This window comes from Ancylobacter sp. GW821-FHT10E12 (assembly GCF_058809335.1).
Genome location: NZ_JBXASN010000002.1, coordinates 185,948 through 201,067, shown reverse-complemented (window position 1 = coordinate 201,067; position 15,120 = coordinate 185,948). Strand labels below are relative to the sequence as shown.

Below are 15,120 nucleotides of genomic sequence, written 5' to 3'. Positions count from 1 at the left end.
GTAAAATACGATCAAATCGACGGCCGGCTTTGAGCGGTACCTTTGCGCCGTCATGTCACCCGGATGTTCCGCACGCTCCAGCGCGGCTTTTCCTAGAGTCACGATAGCAGATCGAAAGGTTCTGTGGCAGCGAAAGACCCGACGTCGGCCGGCTCGAAAGAAACGGGCTTATCCGGCCGTGTCGTCGACGGCCAAACCTTCGCCGAGCAAGCGATCGGGCGATCGAGAGAAGGGAACTTCCCGTCAAAGAGAGCGACTTTCGCCACTCCCGCCGCAAGGCTATGATGGCGGTCGCGCGAATGAGGGTGTGTTCAGCACGTCACGGTGGCAGCCATGTCGGTCGCGGGTCAAAACGACCTCCTGTTGCATCGCCTGGGCAATCACCGAGCGCATGCCGGGATGCGGCGACGCGACGTCATCGCCTCGATGTTCGCGGCCGGGGCAGGGGCGTGGGCTGCACCGGCACGCGCACGACAGTCTCCCATGCCGGTGATCGGCTATCTCGGGCCCGAGACCCCGGAGCGCAGCGCCAGCCGGCTCGCCGCCTTCGCGGAAGGGTTGGCCGAAACCGGATATGTCGACGGACGCAACGTCGCCATCCTGTTTCGATGGGCCGACGGGCAATATCGCAAATTGCCGGCGCTCGCGGCGGAGCTTGCCGCAGGCGGGGTGGTGCTGATCGTGGCCCCGGGCGGCGCGGAAGTCGCGCTTGCGGCCAAGTCGGCCACCCGCGACATCCCGATCGTCTTCGAACTCGGCGGTGATCCCGTCGCGCTCGGCCTGGTGACCAGCCTGTCCCAGCCGGGTGGCAACATGACCGGGGTGACGAGCCTGAGCGTCGAGGTCTCGCGCAAACGCCTGGAGTTCATGAGCGAGCTGTTTCCCGCAGCCAAGCTCTTCGCGATCGCGGGCAACCCGACCAGCCCGACCGTCAACTCGCAATTGAAGAACCTCGACGCCGCCGCCGGCGCGCTCGGCCTGCAACTGCATGTGTTGAATGCCAGCAAGTCGGAAGAGTTCGAGGCGATCTTCACGTCGACCCGCGACATGGGGGCCGGCGGGCTCGTCTTCACCTCCGATCCCTATTTCGCCTATCGAAGCGCACGGCTCGCCGAACTTGCCGCGCGCCATGCGGTTCCGGCGATCACCCAGACGCGCGATTTTCCGCTGGCCGGCGGGCTGATGAGCTATGGCGGCGATTTCCGGCAATCGCATCGGCACACCGGCATCTATGCCGGGCGCATTCTCAAGGGCGAGAAACCGGCCGACCTGCCGGTCCAGCGGGTGACGAAGGTAGAATTCTTCATCAATCTCAATGCGGCCCAAGCGCTCGGCCTGACCGTCCCGCCCTCGCTGCTGAGCAGCGCGGACGTCGTGATCGAATAGCCTGCCGGGAGCCTGCCCGGCCGGGAAGGCAGCGGACCAGCCCATATGGCGACCAACGCACCGAAGCCTCCCCGCAGGTCGCTGTTCACGAAATACTTCCTCGCCCTGTTCGCGGCGGTGGTCGTGCCGCTCCTGGTCGCCGGCGGCAGCGAGGCCTGGCTCGGCTATCGCGATCAGCGGGCCCGGTTGAGCGACCTGCTCGACCTGGAGGCGCGCCTTGCGGCCGTCAAGATCCAGTACTTCCTCGCAGGGATCAGCGACCAGCTCGGCTGGATGGTGCATCTGCCATGGTCGGCCGGCGCCGACGAGCGGCGCAGGCTGGATGGGTTGCGCCTGCTGCGCCAGGTGCAGCCCGTCATGAGCCTTCGGCTGATCGATGCCGCCGGAAGGGAGCGTCTCTTCGTCTCCCGCATCGGCCTCAACCGCGTCGAGAGCGGCGGCGACTATTCCGGCGATCCTGCGGTGATCGGCGCGACCGCCCAGCGGGTGTGGTTCGGACCGGTCATCTTCCAGGGCGGCTCGGAGCCCTTCATGACCATTGCCGTCGCGGGAAACCGCTCGGCCGTCGGCGTCGCGATCGCCGAGGTCAACCTGAAATTCATCTGGGAGGTGATCTCCGCCATTCGGGTGGGGCGCACCGGGGAGGCCTTCGTCCTCGACCAGCCGGGGCGTCTCGTGGCGCATCCCGACATCAGTCTGGTGCTGCGCGCCGACGACGCCTCGGCCCGGCCGCTGCAGCTCCTGCGGGCGGCCATCCTGGCGCAGCCCGGCCAGGCCATCGCCGGTCGCGACACCGGGGGAAACACGGTCATGGCCGCAATGGCGTCGATCCCCATGGTGGAGTGGAGCGTCATCGTCAAGCAGCCAGTGGCGGAGGCGTTCGGGCCGATCTATGCCGCGCTGTGGCGGACCGGCATCCTGCTGATCGCGGGCGCGATCCTCGCTGCGTTGCTTGCCTATTGGCTGACGCAGCGCATGGTCGGACCGATCCGCCTGCTCGAGGATGGGGTTACCCGCATTGGCACCGGCCAGTTCGACCATCGCATCCGGCTTGCCACCGGCGACGAGCTCGAGCGCCTCGCGGAGCGCTTCAACGAAATGGCTGGCGAACTCGCCGTTTCGCAGGAACGCTCGGAGCGGATCAGCCGGCTCAAGCGCTTCCTCGCGCCGCAGGTCGCCGAACTGGTCGAGCGGAGCGGCGACGACCGGGTGCTCAATGGGCGGCGCGTCGAGGTTGTGGTGGTGTTCTGCGACCTGCGCGGATTCACCGCCTTCTCCGCGCAGGCGGAGCCCGAGACCATCATCAGCGTGCTCAGTACCTATTACGATGCGCTCGAAAGGGTGATCGCGGCGCATGAGGCGACGCTCACCAACTTCTCCGGCGACGGCGTCATGGTGCTGGTGAACGCGCCGGTCGCCTGCCCGGACCCGGCCCTGCGCGCTGTCGCCATGGCGCGCGACATGCAAGCCAGCGTTCAAGCGCTCCTGGCCGAATGGCGTAAGGCGGGGCATGAGCTCGGCTTCGGCGTCGGGCTGGCGATGGGGCCGGCGACGGTGGGGCGGATCGGGACCGAAGGCCGCCTCGACTACACCGCGATCGGCAACGTGGTAAACCTCGCCTCGCGCCTCTGCGCCAGCGCAAAGGACGGTGAAGTCCTGCTCGATCGCATGGCGGCTCAGTCTGTCAGGACCACCGTTGCTCTCGTCGAACTGGAGGCGCGGGCCCTGAAGGGATTCGCCCGGCATGTTCCCGTCTTCGTCGTCGACACGGCCGCCGCGCGCTAGGTGTCTGGCTGCCGCCGGGCTCCGGCAAGGCTTCAGGCAAGTTTCCCGGCGAGGCGGATGTCGCGCATCACCCCATGATGCTCAGCCCGCCATCGACATAGACGGTCGAGCCGGTGAGGCGGCGGGCAAAGGGGGTGGCGAGGAAGGCGGTCGTCAGCCCGACATCGTTGATGTCGACGAGTTCGCCGATCGGAGAGCGCTCGGTCGCATCGGCGAGCAACTCGTCGAAATCCTTCAGGCCGGATGCCGCCCGCGTCTTCAGCGGTCCGGGCGAGACCGCGTGCACGCGGATCTCCTTGTGGCCGAGCTCATAGGCGAGGTAGCGGACCGTGCATTCCAGCGCGGCCTTCACCGGCCCCATCAGGTTATAGTTCGGCACCACCTTGGCCGCGCCGTGGTAGCTCATAGCGATCAGCGTGCCGCCCTCGGTCATCAGCGGCTCGGCCAGATGCGCCATGCGGATGAAGGAATGGCAGGAAATGTCCATCGCCACCTTGAACCCCTCGGCCGAGCTGTCGACCAGGCGGCCCTGAAGGTCCTCCTTCGGCGCGAAGGCGATGGAATGCAGCGCCACGTCGAGCCGGCCCCAGTCGGCGGCGATCCGCTCGAACACCGCTTCCAGGCTGCCTTGCTGCGCCACGTCGCAGGGCTCGAAGATGGTGGCGCCGAGCTCGCGCGCCAGCGGCTCGACATAGGACCTGGACTTCTCGTTGAGATAGGTGACGGCCAGCTCGGCGCCGAGCGCGCGGAACGCCTTCGCACAGCCATAGGCGATGGAATGCTCGTTGGCGATGCCGAGGACCAGCACGCGCTTTCCGACGAGGGAGTTGCCGTCCGGCATGTTCGCGGTCATCAGGTCCTGTCTCCGATAGGTGAGGGGATGAGCGGGCCGGTTCAGGCGCGGGCAGGGCGCAGCAGGGCGAGCGTGTGCAGACCGATCATACGCTCCTCGTCGGTCGGCACGACGAAGATGGCGCTCCGGCTGCCCGGCGCGTCGATGCGGGTGGCCGAAGCCTCATTGGCATCGGAATCGAGCTTCAGTCCGTAGAGGCCGAGATAGTCGACGACGCGGCGGCGGATGTCGGGCGAGTTCTCGCCGATGCCGGCGGTGAAGACGAGGCCGTCGAGGCCGCGGGTGGCGACGGCCAGCGAGGCGATCGCCTGGGCGATGCGCCGGCAGAAGAAGTCGATCGCCATCGCCGCGCGCGGATCCTCGCTCTCCAGCAATTCGCGCACGTCGTTGCTGATGCCGGAAAGGCCGAGCAGGCCGCTCTTCTTGTAGAGCATGTTGCCGATATCATGGGCGGACATGCCCTTCTGCTCGATCAGATGCAGGATGACGCCGGGATCCAGCGAGCCCGAGCGCGTGCCCATCGGCAGGCCGTCGAGCGCTGTGAAGCCCATGGTGGATTCGATGCTGCGTCCGCCCTCGATCGCGCAGGCGGAAGCGCCGGAGCCGAGATGGGCGATGACGATGCGCCGGTTTGCGATGTCCGGCGCGATCCCGCGCAGGGCGGTGCTCACATATTCATAGGAGAGCCCATGGAAGCCGTAGCGGCGCACGCCCTCGTCATAGAGCTCGCGCGGCAGCGCGAAGCGGTCGGCGAGCTCCGGGTGCCCGCGATGGAACGCGGTGTCGAAGCAGGCCACCTGCGGCAGGTCCGGCCGGCGCTCCCTCAGCACCCGGATGGGGTCGAGATTGGAGAGCTGGTGCAGCGGCGCCAGCGGAATGAAGCTCTCCAGCCGTGAGAGCACCTCGGCATCGACGATCACCGGGTGCGAATAGACGAGGCCGCCATGCACGACGCGGTGGCCGATGCCGATGATGCGGCGTTCCCCGAGATGGGTGACGAGCCATTCGGCGACCGCGCTCTGCGCCTGCGCCGTCGAGCCGACATCGTCCGGCGGAAAGCTGCGGTCGATCAGCTCGCCGCCGGCCCCGTCCTTCACCCGCAGGCGCGGGCGCGAGCCGATACCGTCGAGCTGTCCGCCGAAATCCATCTCCAGCGTATCGCCGGCGATGCGATAGAGCTTGAACTTGATGCTGGAGCTGCCGGCATTGATGACCAGGATGCAGTCGCTCATGGTTCAGCGTCCGATCGGGTGGCCCTGGAGGCAGCTTTGCGCATAGAGCGCGGCGACCGCGCAGGAGGCGAGGCGTGTGCGCAGATTGTCGGCGCGGCTGGTCAGGATCACCGGCACCCTCGCACCCAGCACGATGCCGGCGGCATCGGCATTGGACAGGAAGGACAGGTTCTTCGCCAGCATGTTGCCCGCTTCGAGGTCGGGGGCGACCAGGATCTGCGCCCGGCCGGCCACCGGCGAGACGATGCCCTTGATGTGCGCGGCTTCCTCGCTGATGGCGTTGTCGAGCGCCAGCGGCCCGTCGAGCACGCCGCCGGTGATCTGGCCGCGATCGGCCATCTTGCACAGCGCCGCCGCCTCGATGGTGCTCGGTATCTTCTGCGTCACCGTCTCCACCGCCGAGAGAATAGCGACGCGTGGTGCGCCGAGGCCGAGCGCGACATGCAGGTCGATGGCGTTCTGGATGATGTCGCGCTTGGCATCGAGGTCGGGGAAGATGTTCACCGCCGCGTCGGTGACGAACAGCGTCGTCGGATAGGACGGCACGTCCATGATGAACACATGGCTGATGCGGCGCCCGGTGCGCAGCCCGGTATCCTTGGCGGCGACCTGCGCCAGAAGCTCGTCGCTATGCAGGCTCCCCTTCATCAGCATCGCGGCGCTGCCGGCCCGCACCAGCTCCACCGCCTTCGCGGCCGACGCGACGGAATGCGGCGCATCCACGATTTCCAGGCCGGAAAGATCCAGTCCCGCGGCTTCCGCCACCTTTCGGATACGCGCGGCCGGTCCGACCAGTATCGGCCGGATCAACCCGGCCTCGGCCGCCTCGAGCGCGCCACGAAGCGAGGATTCGTCGCAGGGATGCGCGACGGCGGTCGGCTTCGGCTCGAACTCGCGGGCTTTCGCGATCAGGGCTTCGTATTTGTCGTGTTCGCGCTCGGTCTTGACGGGTTTGTTCATGGCCACATTGGAGTGCGAGAGACACGAAGGGAGAGCGGAGCTGTGAACGCCGCCTATCCCGGCTTGGCCGCGCGCGGGCGCCGGCGCGGCTGGGCGGGCGCCATGCGGGCGATGCTTACCGCCTCTGGCTTCGCCCGCGTGGATTTGGCCGGGCTCGAATCCGCCGGAGCAGGCGGTTCCGGGGCAGGTTCTTCCGGCAGCGATGCGGCGGGCGCCTTCTGTGCCGAAAGCGCCGGCTCGGATTTGCCGGCTGCAGCGAACATCTTCTCGACCCGCTTGAACCGCTCGAGCGCGGCATCGCTCAGCGGACCCGACGCCGTGACGACCGCATAGATATCCTCGATCCTCGCCGGGCATTCCCCGCTGGCCAGCATCGGCGCGACGGCCGCCATCGCGTCTTCGGCGTCGAGGCGCAGCATGAAGGATTGCTGCCGGACCCGCTCCTTGAAGGTCGCCAGCGTCGTGTTGCGGAATTCCTCCCGTTCGCGGCGCAGCTTCCGCAGCACCTCGAAGGCGCGCTCGTCGACGGACGTCTCGGCCGCCAGCACGAACATCACCGCCCGAAGGCCGGCAGCGGCCGGCGTGACGATCGCGCTCTCGCTGCGCAACGTCTCGAGGCGCACCTGCAATTCGTCGGGAGACAAGCTCATCTCCGGCGTCACCTCGCGCGGGTTGTCCGCGTCGACGCGCAGCGCGGCCTGAAGCCAGGGCGCGCCGAACATCATCTTGAAGCTCGCCTCGGCGGCGTTGTCGCGCACCACCCGGAACAGATCCAGCGCCGCCTCGATATTGGCCGAGGCGATCGACTGCAGCGTGACGAAAGGGTTGTCGGGTGCGGCAGGCCTGCGGTGGGCCCGCACGGTTTCCGCATAGTCCTTCACATAGCGCATGGCCGGATTGGCGTCGGCGAAAATCTCGAACTGCGTTCGCGTCGGGTTGAGGCGGCGTGCGAGCTCCGCCATGTCCGGCGTCGAGACGGCCTGAACGAAGGGGCGCATCCAGGTCTTGTAGATGCTGGCGTTCAGCTCTGAGAGATGGGCGAGGGCGGCGAAACGCCGGTCCTCCTCCACGGTGTTGAGCCCCAGCGCGCGGATGTCGTCGAGCTTGCGTGCCTCGAAGCTCACCACATAGTCGCCGGTGATCAGGTCGGGATTGACGTCGTCCGGCCGACGCGGGGTCAGCACGGCTTCCCACAGTCCGGGCGGCAGCACGTCGATCAGGTCGATATGGCTGGTGAACTCCGCATGTTCCTTGCGGGCGACCGAGCCGGACACGAAGATGCCGAGATGGCCGACCTGCGGATGGATGCAATAGACCACGGTCTGCCGATGCAGCAGCAGCTCGGTGTCGGTCTTGTACAGATCGCACACCCAGCCGAGCGCCTGCGGCGGCGGGGTGATGTTGTCGCCCCAAGAACAGAAGACCAGGATCGGCGACGTGATGTTGCGCAGATCGACCGTCTCGCCCGACGAGAGCGTCAGCCGGCCGGCGGTGAGCTTGTTGCCGACGAAGAGGTTCTCGGTGATGAACTCGATTTCCTCGCGGGTCAGCAGCACATGGCCGCCCCACCACTTCTCGAAGGAGAGAAAGCGCTCGCTCTCGGTGTCCACCTTCGACCAGACATTGAAGAGCTTGGACCAGAGGGTGTTGGCGGGGTTCAGGTTCTCGAAATTCTGCACCAGGTAGGCGCCGTCGAAGATGCCGGCGCCGAGGTCGCTGACAAGCGAGGCCACCCAGGTGCCCCCGAGCGACCCGCCGGAATAGCGCATCGAGTTGAGACCGTCCTTGCCGGCCCAGTAGGAGACCGGAGCACCGGCAACGATGAGCGGCCCGGCAATGTCGGGACGTGTCGCCGTCGCCCCGAGAATGGCCCAGCCGGCCTGGCAATTGCCGATGATGCAGGGCTCGGGGGCATCGGGATGGCGCCGCCGCACCTCGGCGATAAACGCGACCTCCGCCCGGCCGACATCCTCGATGGTCTGGCCCGGCATCGGGGTCGGGCTGAAGCCGATGAAATAGCAGGGGTGGCCGGCGGCGAGCGCCGCGCCGATCTCGCTGTCGGCTTTCATGCCGCCGATGCCGGGACCGTGTCCCGCGCGCGGATCGACGACGATGAAGGGACGAGCGTTTTCGTCGACCACAACCCCTTCCGGCGGCGTAATACGGACGATCCCGTAATTGACCGGTCGCGGCAGGGTGCGTCCGTCCATCACCAGCTCGCGCTCGAAGCCGAGCACATGCGGGACCTTCATCGCCATGTGCTCGAGGTAGTTATCGGCCCGTTGGCGCAGAACATCGAGAAACAGTACGTTTCTCTGGAAGCAATCGACGATGTAGTCAGACAGATTTTGCGCTTGAGTCATTCTGTCGACCTCGATCAGCCTTGGGATTTAGACAAACCCGGCGGTGAAAATCGATGGATGCCAAGTTCCGGCCGACAAATGTCCGGCACGGAGATGGATACTTCGGTATCGGTATCGCGCTGCAGCAACGAATGATATCCGGGAAACATCGTAGGATACCAGCCGTAACCCCGATCAATTAAATGTATTTTACGGCAACCGGTTTTGCATTGTGATGACTGGGGGCCGTTGGAATGGAACAAGATTGAAAGATCTTACGATTTCCGCGTGCAGGTCACCCGGAAAAATCGGCCGGCCCAGGCATGTTCCGCAGGCGACCCTCGAAGCGAATGATTGCGCGCGGCTGTCGTCAGGAAACCCGACGCGGCTCGGACGCAAAAGTGCTGAGCGTCAGCCATTTCTGTATGGCATTGGCGATCGGCCGCTCGCCCTCGAGCTCAAGGCGCCCCGCGGCCAGCTCATGCGGAATGGGCGCAAAGCCCATCCAGATCGCCGTCATCGTGCGGAGCGAGCTGCGGACCAGCAGGTTGATCTCATAGCCGGGATCGAAGCCGCAAAGGTCGACCTTGCCGCTTTCGATCACCATCCACCAGTTGCGCTGCGGTTCGGGAAGTTCGGGGTACTGAAACTGAATCGTGCAGCGACCCGGCAGCAACGGCTCGGGATTGAGGTTGCGGCGGATGTCCCACATCAGCAGCGACGGGTCGAGATTCTTCAGCGAAAGCTGCGATTCCACCCAGCGCTGGCCCCAAAAGCCCATGCCGAGGATGATCGGGCGCAAATCCTCGCCGGCCGGCGACAGGTGATACTCGATAGCGCCGGACTCGCGCGGGGCGGTGACGACCACGCCTATTTTCTCAAGTTCTTTCAGTCGCTTGGAAAGAAGCGCCGGTGACATGCGCGGCACGCCGCGGCGAAGTTCGTTGAAACGGGTGCTTCCGCAAAGGAGCTCGCGTATCAGCAGCGCCGTCCATCGCGTGCACAGGATTTCGGCCGCCATGGATACGGGGCAGAACTGTCCGTATCCTCCGCGATCCTCCATGTCTGCCTCCTCCGACAAACTCGTATAGTATAGAACACCGGCACGCGCGGCGTGCCAAGAATTTGCACCGGGTGGATCCGATGGCCGGGCTTGCCGCATGGTACAGTTCGTGAACTGGAATTCGGGCCGCAGCTGCGGGATTCTCGACCTCTCGCCATCCATTTGAGAGGAGCCGGACATGATCACTCCCATTAAGGCGGAAGCCCCCAGGCAACGCCGCGGCGAACTCGTGACGGTCGCGCGGGCCCTCGGCGCCGCGTTCGCCGAACATGCGGCCGAGGCGGATGCCGACGACCGCTTCGTGGCCGACAATTACCAGGCGTTGAAGCAGGCCGGCCTGGTGGAAGCGGGCGTCCCATCCGAACTTGGCGGAGGCGGTGCGGAGGTCCGCGAGCTGGCCGCGATGTTGCGCGAGCTTGCGCATCACTGCAGTTCGACCGCACTGGCCTTTTCCATGCACACCCACCAGGTCGCGATCCCTGCCTGGCGCTGGCGTTACCAGAAAGTGGCCGCCGTCGAGCCGCTGCTGAAGCGCGTGGCCAATGACCGCATCGTCATCCTCTCCAGCGGCGGGTCCGACTGGATCGCCGGCTCGGGTCAGGCGGCGAAGGTCGAGGGCGGCTATCGCATCACCGCGCGCAAGATCTTCACGTCGGGTGCCGAAGCGGGCGATGTGCTGATGACCACCGCCGTCGTCCACATCGAGGGAACACCCGACAGCGTGATCCATTTCCCGGTTTCGATGAAGGCGCCGGAAGTGAAGGTGCTCGACACCTGGCGCACGCTCGGCATGCGCGGCACCGGCTCCAACGACGTGCTGATCGAAGGCCTGTTCGTGCCCGAGGCCAGCGTGGCGGTGTCGCGCAGGGCAGGCGAGTGGCATCCGCTGTTCCAGGTGATCGCCACGATCGCCTTTCCGCTGATCTATTCGGCTTATCTCGGTGTTGCCGAGAGCGCCCGCGACATCGCCATCGGGCTAGCGAAGAAGAAGCGGCAGACGCAGCACACGCTCGCCCTGGCCGGCCGGATGGATACGGCACTGCGCGCCGCGCAGCTGGCCCATGGCTGGATGCTCGATATCGTGGAGCGCAACGCCCCCTCGGCCGAGACGGTGAACGAGGTGATGATCGGGCGCAGTCTCGTGGCGGAGAACGCGATCAAGACCGTCGAGCTCGCGATGGAGCTGGCGGGCGGGGCGGGTTTCTATCGCGAGAACGGGCTGGAGCGTCGGTTCCGCGACATACAGGGCGCCCGCTACCACCCGCTCCAGGCCGGCCCGCAAGCCGAATATGCAGGAGCGACGGCGCTGGGCTTGCCCACGGCGAATATCTACTAGGGTGCTCGGCGCGACCGCATCCCGGATGGGTCGGGATTCCACCCGTCCGCGCTACCGGGGCTCCTGCCTGAAAACTAGGGGGAGCCGCTGGAAAGCCGGCTGACCTCAGTCATGGCGGCCGGCGACGTCACGCAGCGTTCTTTCCAGCGTAGCCAATGCCGGATTGGCGTTGGCGGAACGCCAGACCGCATGGAGCTCCACGGTGGAGCCGGCTTCGATCGCAATCGGGCGAATGGTGACGCCTTCGAACCTCAGGGTCGTCGCGGCCCTGGGCACCAAGGCGAGGCCGATGCCTGCCTTAACCAGCCCGAGAATGGAATGTATCTGGCTGATATGCTGCACATAATGCGGCATCGCTCCCGCCTTGGCGAATATCGTTGCAAGTAAATCGTAGAAATAACGAGCTTCATAGGGCGAATACATCACGATCGATTGGCGATCGAGGTCGGCGATGGCTATCTCGGGCGCGGAGGCGAACGGATGATCGTCCGGCGCCGCCAGCATCAGCGGCTCCCGAACGACGCAGAGCGAGACGAACTCGCGGCGATTGAAGGTCGGCCGCACAAGGCCGACGTCGATCCTTCCGGCGACGATCGCATCGATCTGATCGGCCGAGACCATCTCCTTCAACTCGATGTCGATATCCGGCGTGGTCACGCGGAACTGCTTGATCAGCCGCGGCAGAAAATCATAGCCCGACGCCGCGGTGAACCCGAGCGTAATCGAGCCGGCCTCGCCGCTCGCCGTGCGTCGCGCCGCCAGCGCGGCGCCCTCGGCCAGCCGGAGCAGGCGGCGCGCCTCCGGCAGGAAGTTCTGCCCGGCGCGGGTGAGGCTCACCGACCGGCTGGTGCGATCGATCAGCCGGACGTCGAGCGTGTGCTCCAGCAGCTGGATCTGCCGGCTGAGCGGCGGCTGGGTGAGATTGAGGCGCGCCGCCGCCCGACCGAAATGCAGTTCCTCGGCGACGGCAACAAAGCAACGAAGGTGGCTGAGCTCGAACATCCATCCAAAAATGGCATCGATCCATGCTCAAAACAACTCATTGGCGCATCAACTATCGCCTAGCATCATGTCTCGGAGCGCCCCGCCAGCCTCCCAAAAATCACATCGCGCAAATCGCCCCCTTATTCGTTTCTGGAGGAAACGCTTATGAGCTTTCGCATCCTCAAGGCGGCCACCGCCGCGCTGGCGCTGTGCGCCGCCCTTGCCCCGGCACTCACCGCCACCCCCGCGCGGAGCCAGGCCTTCGAGCGCCCGGTGCGCATCGTCGTGCCCTTCGCCCCCGGCGGCACCTCCGACATCCTCGCCCGGCTGATCAGCCCGAAACTGTCCGAGGCCATCGGCCAGGCCGTCGTCGTTGAGAACAAGCCGGGTGCGGCCGGCAATATCGGCGCCGATGCCGTCGCCAAGGCCCGCCCGGACGGCCATACGCTGCTGCTGATGGACATCGGCTCGCTCGCCGTGGCGCCGAGCCTGTTCCCCGACCTGTCCTACAACGTCCAGAAGGACCTCGCGCCGGTCGGCCTAGTGATGTTCGGCCCCTATGTCATGGCGGTGCATCCGTCGGTGCCGGCGAAGAACGTCGCCGAACTCGTCGCCTATGCCAAGGCCAATCCCGGCAAGCTTGCGGTCGCCAATTCCGGCGTCGGCGCGCTCAACCACATCACCGCCGTGGCGCTCGCCCGCGATCTCGGCATCGAGTGGAAGAACGTGCCCTACAAGGGCGGCGCCGCCGCCTCGCGCGCCGTCGTCTCCGGCGAGAGCAACGTGATCATCAATGGCGCCACCGCGACGCTTCCCTTCGTGACCAACAACCAGCTGGTCGGCATCGCGGTCACCGGCGAGGCCCGCCTGCCGGCGCTGCCGAATGTCGAGACCTTCAAGGAAGCCAAGCTGCCGCTCGCCGATGCCGGCACCTGGCAGGGACTGCTCACGACGGGCGGCACGCCGCCGGACGTGGTGGCGCGCCTCAATGCCGAGCTGCAGAAGATCCTCGCCATGCCCGACATCCAGGCCAAGATCGCCGAGCAGGGCGGCTCGGTGCGTCCCGGCACGCCGGACGACGTGAAGGCCTGGCTCGCCACCAATATCGAGAGCTGGGGAGGCGTCGTGCGCGCCGCCGAGATCAAGACCAACTGATCGCTTGATCGGATCACGCCCGTGACACATCGCCGGTTCGACTGGCCGGACCTCCTGTTCGGCGGCTTCCTCATCATCGTCGCGGCGGCCACCTTTGCCGCGACCGCGCGACTTGCCGGCGGCAATGCCGCCGACATGGGGCCGGGCTACATGCCCCGGGTCATCGCGCTGGTGCTGCTGGGCTTCGGCCTGTTCTTCGCCGGGCGCGGGCTGATGCGTTCCCATGCCGGGATCGAGCGCGTCCAGATGCGCCCGATCCTCGGCGTCGGGGTGGCGGTGGGTGTCTTCGCCCTGCTGATCGAGACCGCCGGCCTGGCGGCGGCCTCGCTCGCCGTGGTGCTCATCTCGGCGCTGGCGAGCCGGGAGAGCCGGTTTTTCGAAGTCATCCTGTTCGGTGCCGGCCTCACCGCCGCCGCCGTGCTGCTCTTCGTGAAGGCGCTGGCGCTGCCGGTGTCGATCTGGCCCTGGTGAGCGCGGACCTGTAGGCATCCCCATGGAACTGTTCGACAATCTTCTGCTCGGCCTCTCGACGGCGCTGCAGCTGAACAATCTCCTCTACTGCCTGATCGGGGTGGTCATCGGCACCGCCATCGGCGTGCTGCCGGGCATCGGGCCGATCCCGACCATCGCGCTGCTGCTGCCCTTCACCTTCGGTCTGGCGCCGGCCTCGTCGCTGATCATGCTCGCCGGCATCTTCTACGGCGCGCAATATGGCGGTTCCACCACCGCCATCCTGGTCAACGTGCCGGGCGAGACCTCCTCGGTCGTCACCTGCCTCGACGGCCACGAGATGGCCAAGCAGGGCAGGGCCGGCCCGGCGCTGGCCATCGCCGCCATCTCCTCCTTCTTCGCCGGTACGGTGGCGACCGTGGTCATTGCCGTGCTCAGCCTGCCGCTGGCGGCGCTGGCGATGAAATTCACCGCGGTGGAATATTTCAGCCTGCTGGTGCTCGGCCTGTTCGCCGCGGTCCTGCTGGCGCATGGCTCGGTGTCGAAGTCGCTGGCCATGGTGTTCCTCGGCCTGTTGCTCGGCACCATCGGCATCGACGTCAATTCCGGCGCCGCCCGCATGACTTTCGGCGTGCCGGCGCTGGCGGACGGGCTGGACTTCGTGCCGGTCGCCATGGGCATGTTCGGCCTCGCCGAGATCATCGCCAATCTGGAGCGTCCGGCGGTCCGGCAGGTGGTCAGCCAGAAGCTGCGCGACCTCGTCCCTTCCGCCGCCGACCTCAAGGCGGCGTTCCCGGCGATGCTGCGCGGCACCTTCATCGGCTCGGCGCTCGGCGTGCTGCCGGGCGGCGGCGCGGCGCTGCCGCCCTTCACTGCCTATGCGCTGGAGAAGAAGCTGGCGAAGGACCCCTCGCGCTTCGGCAAGGGGGCCATCGAGGGCGTCGCGGCGCCGGAGGCGGCCAATAATGCCGGCGCGCAGACCAGCTTCATCCCGCTGCTCACCCTCGGCATCCCGTCCAACGCGCTGATGGCGCTGATGATCGGCGCGCTGATGATGCAGGGCATCCAGCCCGGCCCGCAGGTGATGACCGAGCAGCCCGAGCTGGTCTGGGGCGTCATTGCCAGCATGTGGACCGGCAATCTGATGCTGCTGATCATCAACCTGCCGCTGGTCGGGCTGTGGGTGTCGATGCTCAAGATCCCCTACCGACTGCTGTTCCCGGCCATCGTGCTGTTCTGCTGCATCGGCACCTACGGCATCTCCAACAGCGCCTTCAATGTCTGGCTGATGCTGGGCTGCGCGTTGCTCGGCTATTTCTTCATCAAGGTCGGCGTCGAGCCGGCGCCGCTGCTGCTCGGCCTCGTACTCGGCCCGCAGCTTGAGGAGAATTTCCGCCGCGCCATGCAGCTGTCGGACGGCGACCCCTCGGTCTTCCTCACCCATCCGATCAGCGCCGTGCTGCTTGGCGTCGTCGCCGCGCTGCTGCTGGCGATGCTCTCCCCCGCCGTGCTGCGCAAGCGCAAGGAAGCGCTGGCCGAATAGCGCCGGCCTTTCCGCCCCTTTCCCGTGAACA

At 66.6% G+C, this 15,120-nt stretch carries 13 protein-coding genes; 7 read left to right on the top strand and 6 right to left on the bottom strand.

Annotated elements, in window-relative coordinates:
• Nucleotides 1–399: 399 nt before the first annotated feature.
• On the top strand, nt 400–1,386 hold the full coding sequence (locus tag AC1RU4_RS03315; RefSeq protein ID WP_492889769.1) for an ABC transporter substrate-binding protein: 987 nt from the start codon (nt 400–402) through the stop codon (nt 1,384–1,386).
• A 45-nt stretch (nt 1,387–1,431) separates the two neighbouring features.
• Nucleotides 1,432–3,171, top strand: a complete 1,740-nt coding sequence (locus AC1RU4_RS03310; RefSeq protein WP_492889586.1) for an adenylate/guanylate cyclase domain-containing protein — start codon at nt 1,432–1,434, stop codon at nt 3,169–3,171.
• A gap of 67 nt (nt 3,172–3,238) precedes the next feature.
• On the opposite strand, the gene fabI is transcribed toward AC1RU4_RS03310, so the two are convergent.
• The 4 genes from fabI to AC1RU4_RS03290 are packed head-to-tail and all read right to left on the bottom strand — an operon-like array spanning nt 3,239 to nt 8,522.
• On the bottom strand, nt 3,239–4,024 hold the full coding sequence (gene fabI / locus AC1RU4_RS03305) for an enoyl-ACP reductase FabI (protein WP_492889585.1): 786 nt from the start codon (nt 4,022–4,024) through the stop codon (nt 3,239–3,241).
• A gap of 41 nt (nt 4,025–4,065) precedes the next feature.
• Nucleotides 4,066–5,256, bottom strand: coding sequence for an acetate/propionate family kinase (locus AC1RU4_RS03300; RefSeq protein WP_492889584.1), 1,191 nt, complete (start codon nt 5,254–5,256; stop codon nt 4,066–4,068).
• Between the two features lie 3 nt (nt 5,257–5,259).
• Nucleotides 5,260–6,216 (bottom strand): phosphate acetyltransferase, encoded by a 957-nt coding sequence (locus AC1RU4_RS03295; protein ID WP_492889583.1) that lies wholly within the window; start codon nt 6,214–6,216, stop codon nt 5,260–5,262.
• A gap of 53 nt (nt 6,217–6,269) precedes the next feature.
• Entirely contained in the window at nt 6,270–8,522 is a 2,253-nt protein-coding gene (locus AC1RU4_RS03290; protein WP_492889768.1) for a DUF3141 domain-containing protein, read from the bottom strand.
• On the opposite strand from AC1RU4_RS03290, the gene AC1RU4_RS03285 reads away from it, so the two are divergent.
• Nucleotides 8,454–8,714: a hypothetical protein gene (locus AC1RU4_RS03285; protein ID WP_492889783.1), complete on the top strand. Its 261-nt coding sequence runs from the start codon at nt 8,454–8,456 to the stop codon at nt 8,712–8,714. The genes AC1RU4_RS03290 and AC1RU4_RS03285 overlap by 69 nt on opposite strands.
• Before the next feature lie 214 nt (nt 8,715–8,928).
• On the opposite strand, the gene AC1RU4_RS03280 is transcribed toward AC1RU4_RS03285, so the two are convergent.
• Nucleotides 8,929–9,621: a winged helix-turn-helix transcriptional regulator gene (locus AC1RU4_RS03280; RefSeq protein WP_492889582.1), complete on the bottom strand. Its 693-nt coding sequence runs from the start codon at nt 9,619–9,621 to the stop codon at nt 8,929–8,931.
• 178 nt (nt 9,622–9,799) lie between these two features.
• On the opposite strand from AC1RU4_RS03280, the gene AC1RU4_RS03275 reads away from it, so the two are divergent.
• Nucleotides 9,800–10,957, top strand: a complete 1,158-nt coding sequence (locus tag AC1RU4_RS03275; RefSeq protein ID WP_492889581.1) for an acyl-CoA dehydrogenase family protein — start codon at nt 9,800–9,802, stop codon at nt 10,955–10,957.
• Between the two features lie 105 nt (nt 10,958–11,062).
• Here the strand turns inward: AC1RU4_RS03275 and AC1RU4_RS03270 are convergent, their stop codons facing one another.
• Nucleotides 11,063–11,959: a LysR family transcriptional regulator gene (locus AC1RU4_RS03270; protein ID WP_492889580.1), complete on the bottom strand. Its 897-nt coding sequence runs from the start codon at nt 11,957–11,959 to the stop codon at nt 11,063–11,065.
• A 147-nt stretch (nt 11,960–12,106) separates the two neighbouring features.
• Here AC1RU4_RS03270 and AC1RU4_RS03265 point away from each other — a divergent pair, with 147 nt between their 5' ends.
• From AC1RU4_RS03265 to AC1RU4_RS03255, 3 genes are read left to right on the top strand one after another with little or no spacing between them, the layout of a single operon-like run.
• Entirely contained in the window at nt 12,107–13,096 is a 990-nt protein-coding gene (locus AC1RU4_RS03265; RefSeq protein WP_492889579.1) for a Bug family tripartite tricarboxylate transporter substrate binding protein, read from the top strand.
• Nucleotides 13,097–13,117: 21 nt separating this feature from the next.
• Nucleotides 13,118–13,567, top strand: coding sequence for a tripartite tricarboxylate transporter TctB family protein (locus AC1RU4_RS03260; protein ID WP_492889578.1), 450 nt, complete (start codon nt 13,118–13,120; stop codon nt 13,565–13,567).
• A gap of 22 nt (nt 13,568–13,589) precedes the next feature.
• On the top strand, nt 13,590–15,089 hold the full coding sequence (locus AC1RU4_RS03255; RefSeq protein WP_492889577.1) for a tripartite tricarboxylate transporter permease: 1,500 nt from the start codon (nt 13,590–13,592) through the stop codon (nt 15,087–15,089).
• The last annotated feature ends 31 nt before the right edge of the window (nt 15,090–15,120 follow it).

Excerpts from the sequence above, each read along its gene's own strand:
- AC1RU4_RS03280 (WP_492889582.1), bottom strand. The coding sequence starts at position 9,621 with ATGGAGGATCGCGGAGGATACGGACAGTTCTGCCCCGTATCCATGGCG.
- AC1RU4_RS03300 (WP_492889584.1), bottom strand. The coding sequence starts at position 5,256 with ATGAGCGACTGCATCCTGGTCATCAATGCCGGCAGCTCCAGCATCAAG.
- fabI (WP_492889585.1), bottom strand. The coding sequence starts at position 4,024 with ATGACCGCGAACATGCCGGACGGCAACTCCCTCGTCGGAAAGCGCGTG.
- AC1RU4_RS03295 (WP_492889583.1), bottom strand. The coding sequence starts at position 6,216 with ATGAACAAACCCGTCAAGACCGAGCGCGAACACGACAAATACGAAGCC.
- AC1RU4_RS03310 (WP_492889586.1), top strand. The coding sequence starts at position 1,432 with ATGGCGACCAACGCACCGAAGCCTCCCCGCAGGTCGCTGTTCACGAAA.
- AC1RU4_RS03275 (WP_492889581.1), top strand. The coding sequence starts at position 9,800 with ATGATCACTCCCATTAAGGCGGAAGCCCCCAGGCAACGCCGCGGCGAA.
- AC1RU4_RS03270 (WP_492889580.1), bottom strand. The coding sequence starts at position 11,959 with ATGTTCGAGCTCAGCCACCTTCGTTGCTTTGTTGCCGTCGCCGAGGAA.
- AC1RU4_RS03315 (WP_492889769.1), top strand. The coding sequence starts at position 400 with ATGCGGCGACGCGACGTCATCGCCTCGATGTTCGCGGCCGGGGCAGGG.
- AC1RU4_RS03255 (WP_492889577.1), top strand. The coding sequence starts at position 13,590 with ATGGAACTGTTCGACAATCTTCTGCTCGGCCTCTCGACGGCGCTGCAG.
- AC1RU4_RS03285 (WP_492889783.1), top strand. The coding sequence starts at position 8,454 with ATGCGGGACCTTCATCGCCATGTGCTCGAGGTAGTTATCGGCCCGTTG.
- AC1RU4_RS03265 (WP_492889579.1), top strand. The coding sequence starts at position 12,107 with ATGAGCTTTCGCATCCTCAAGGCGGCCACCGCCGCGCTGGCGCTGTGC.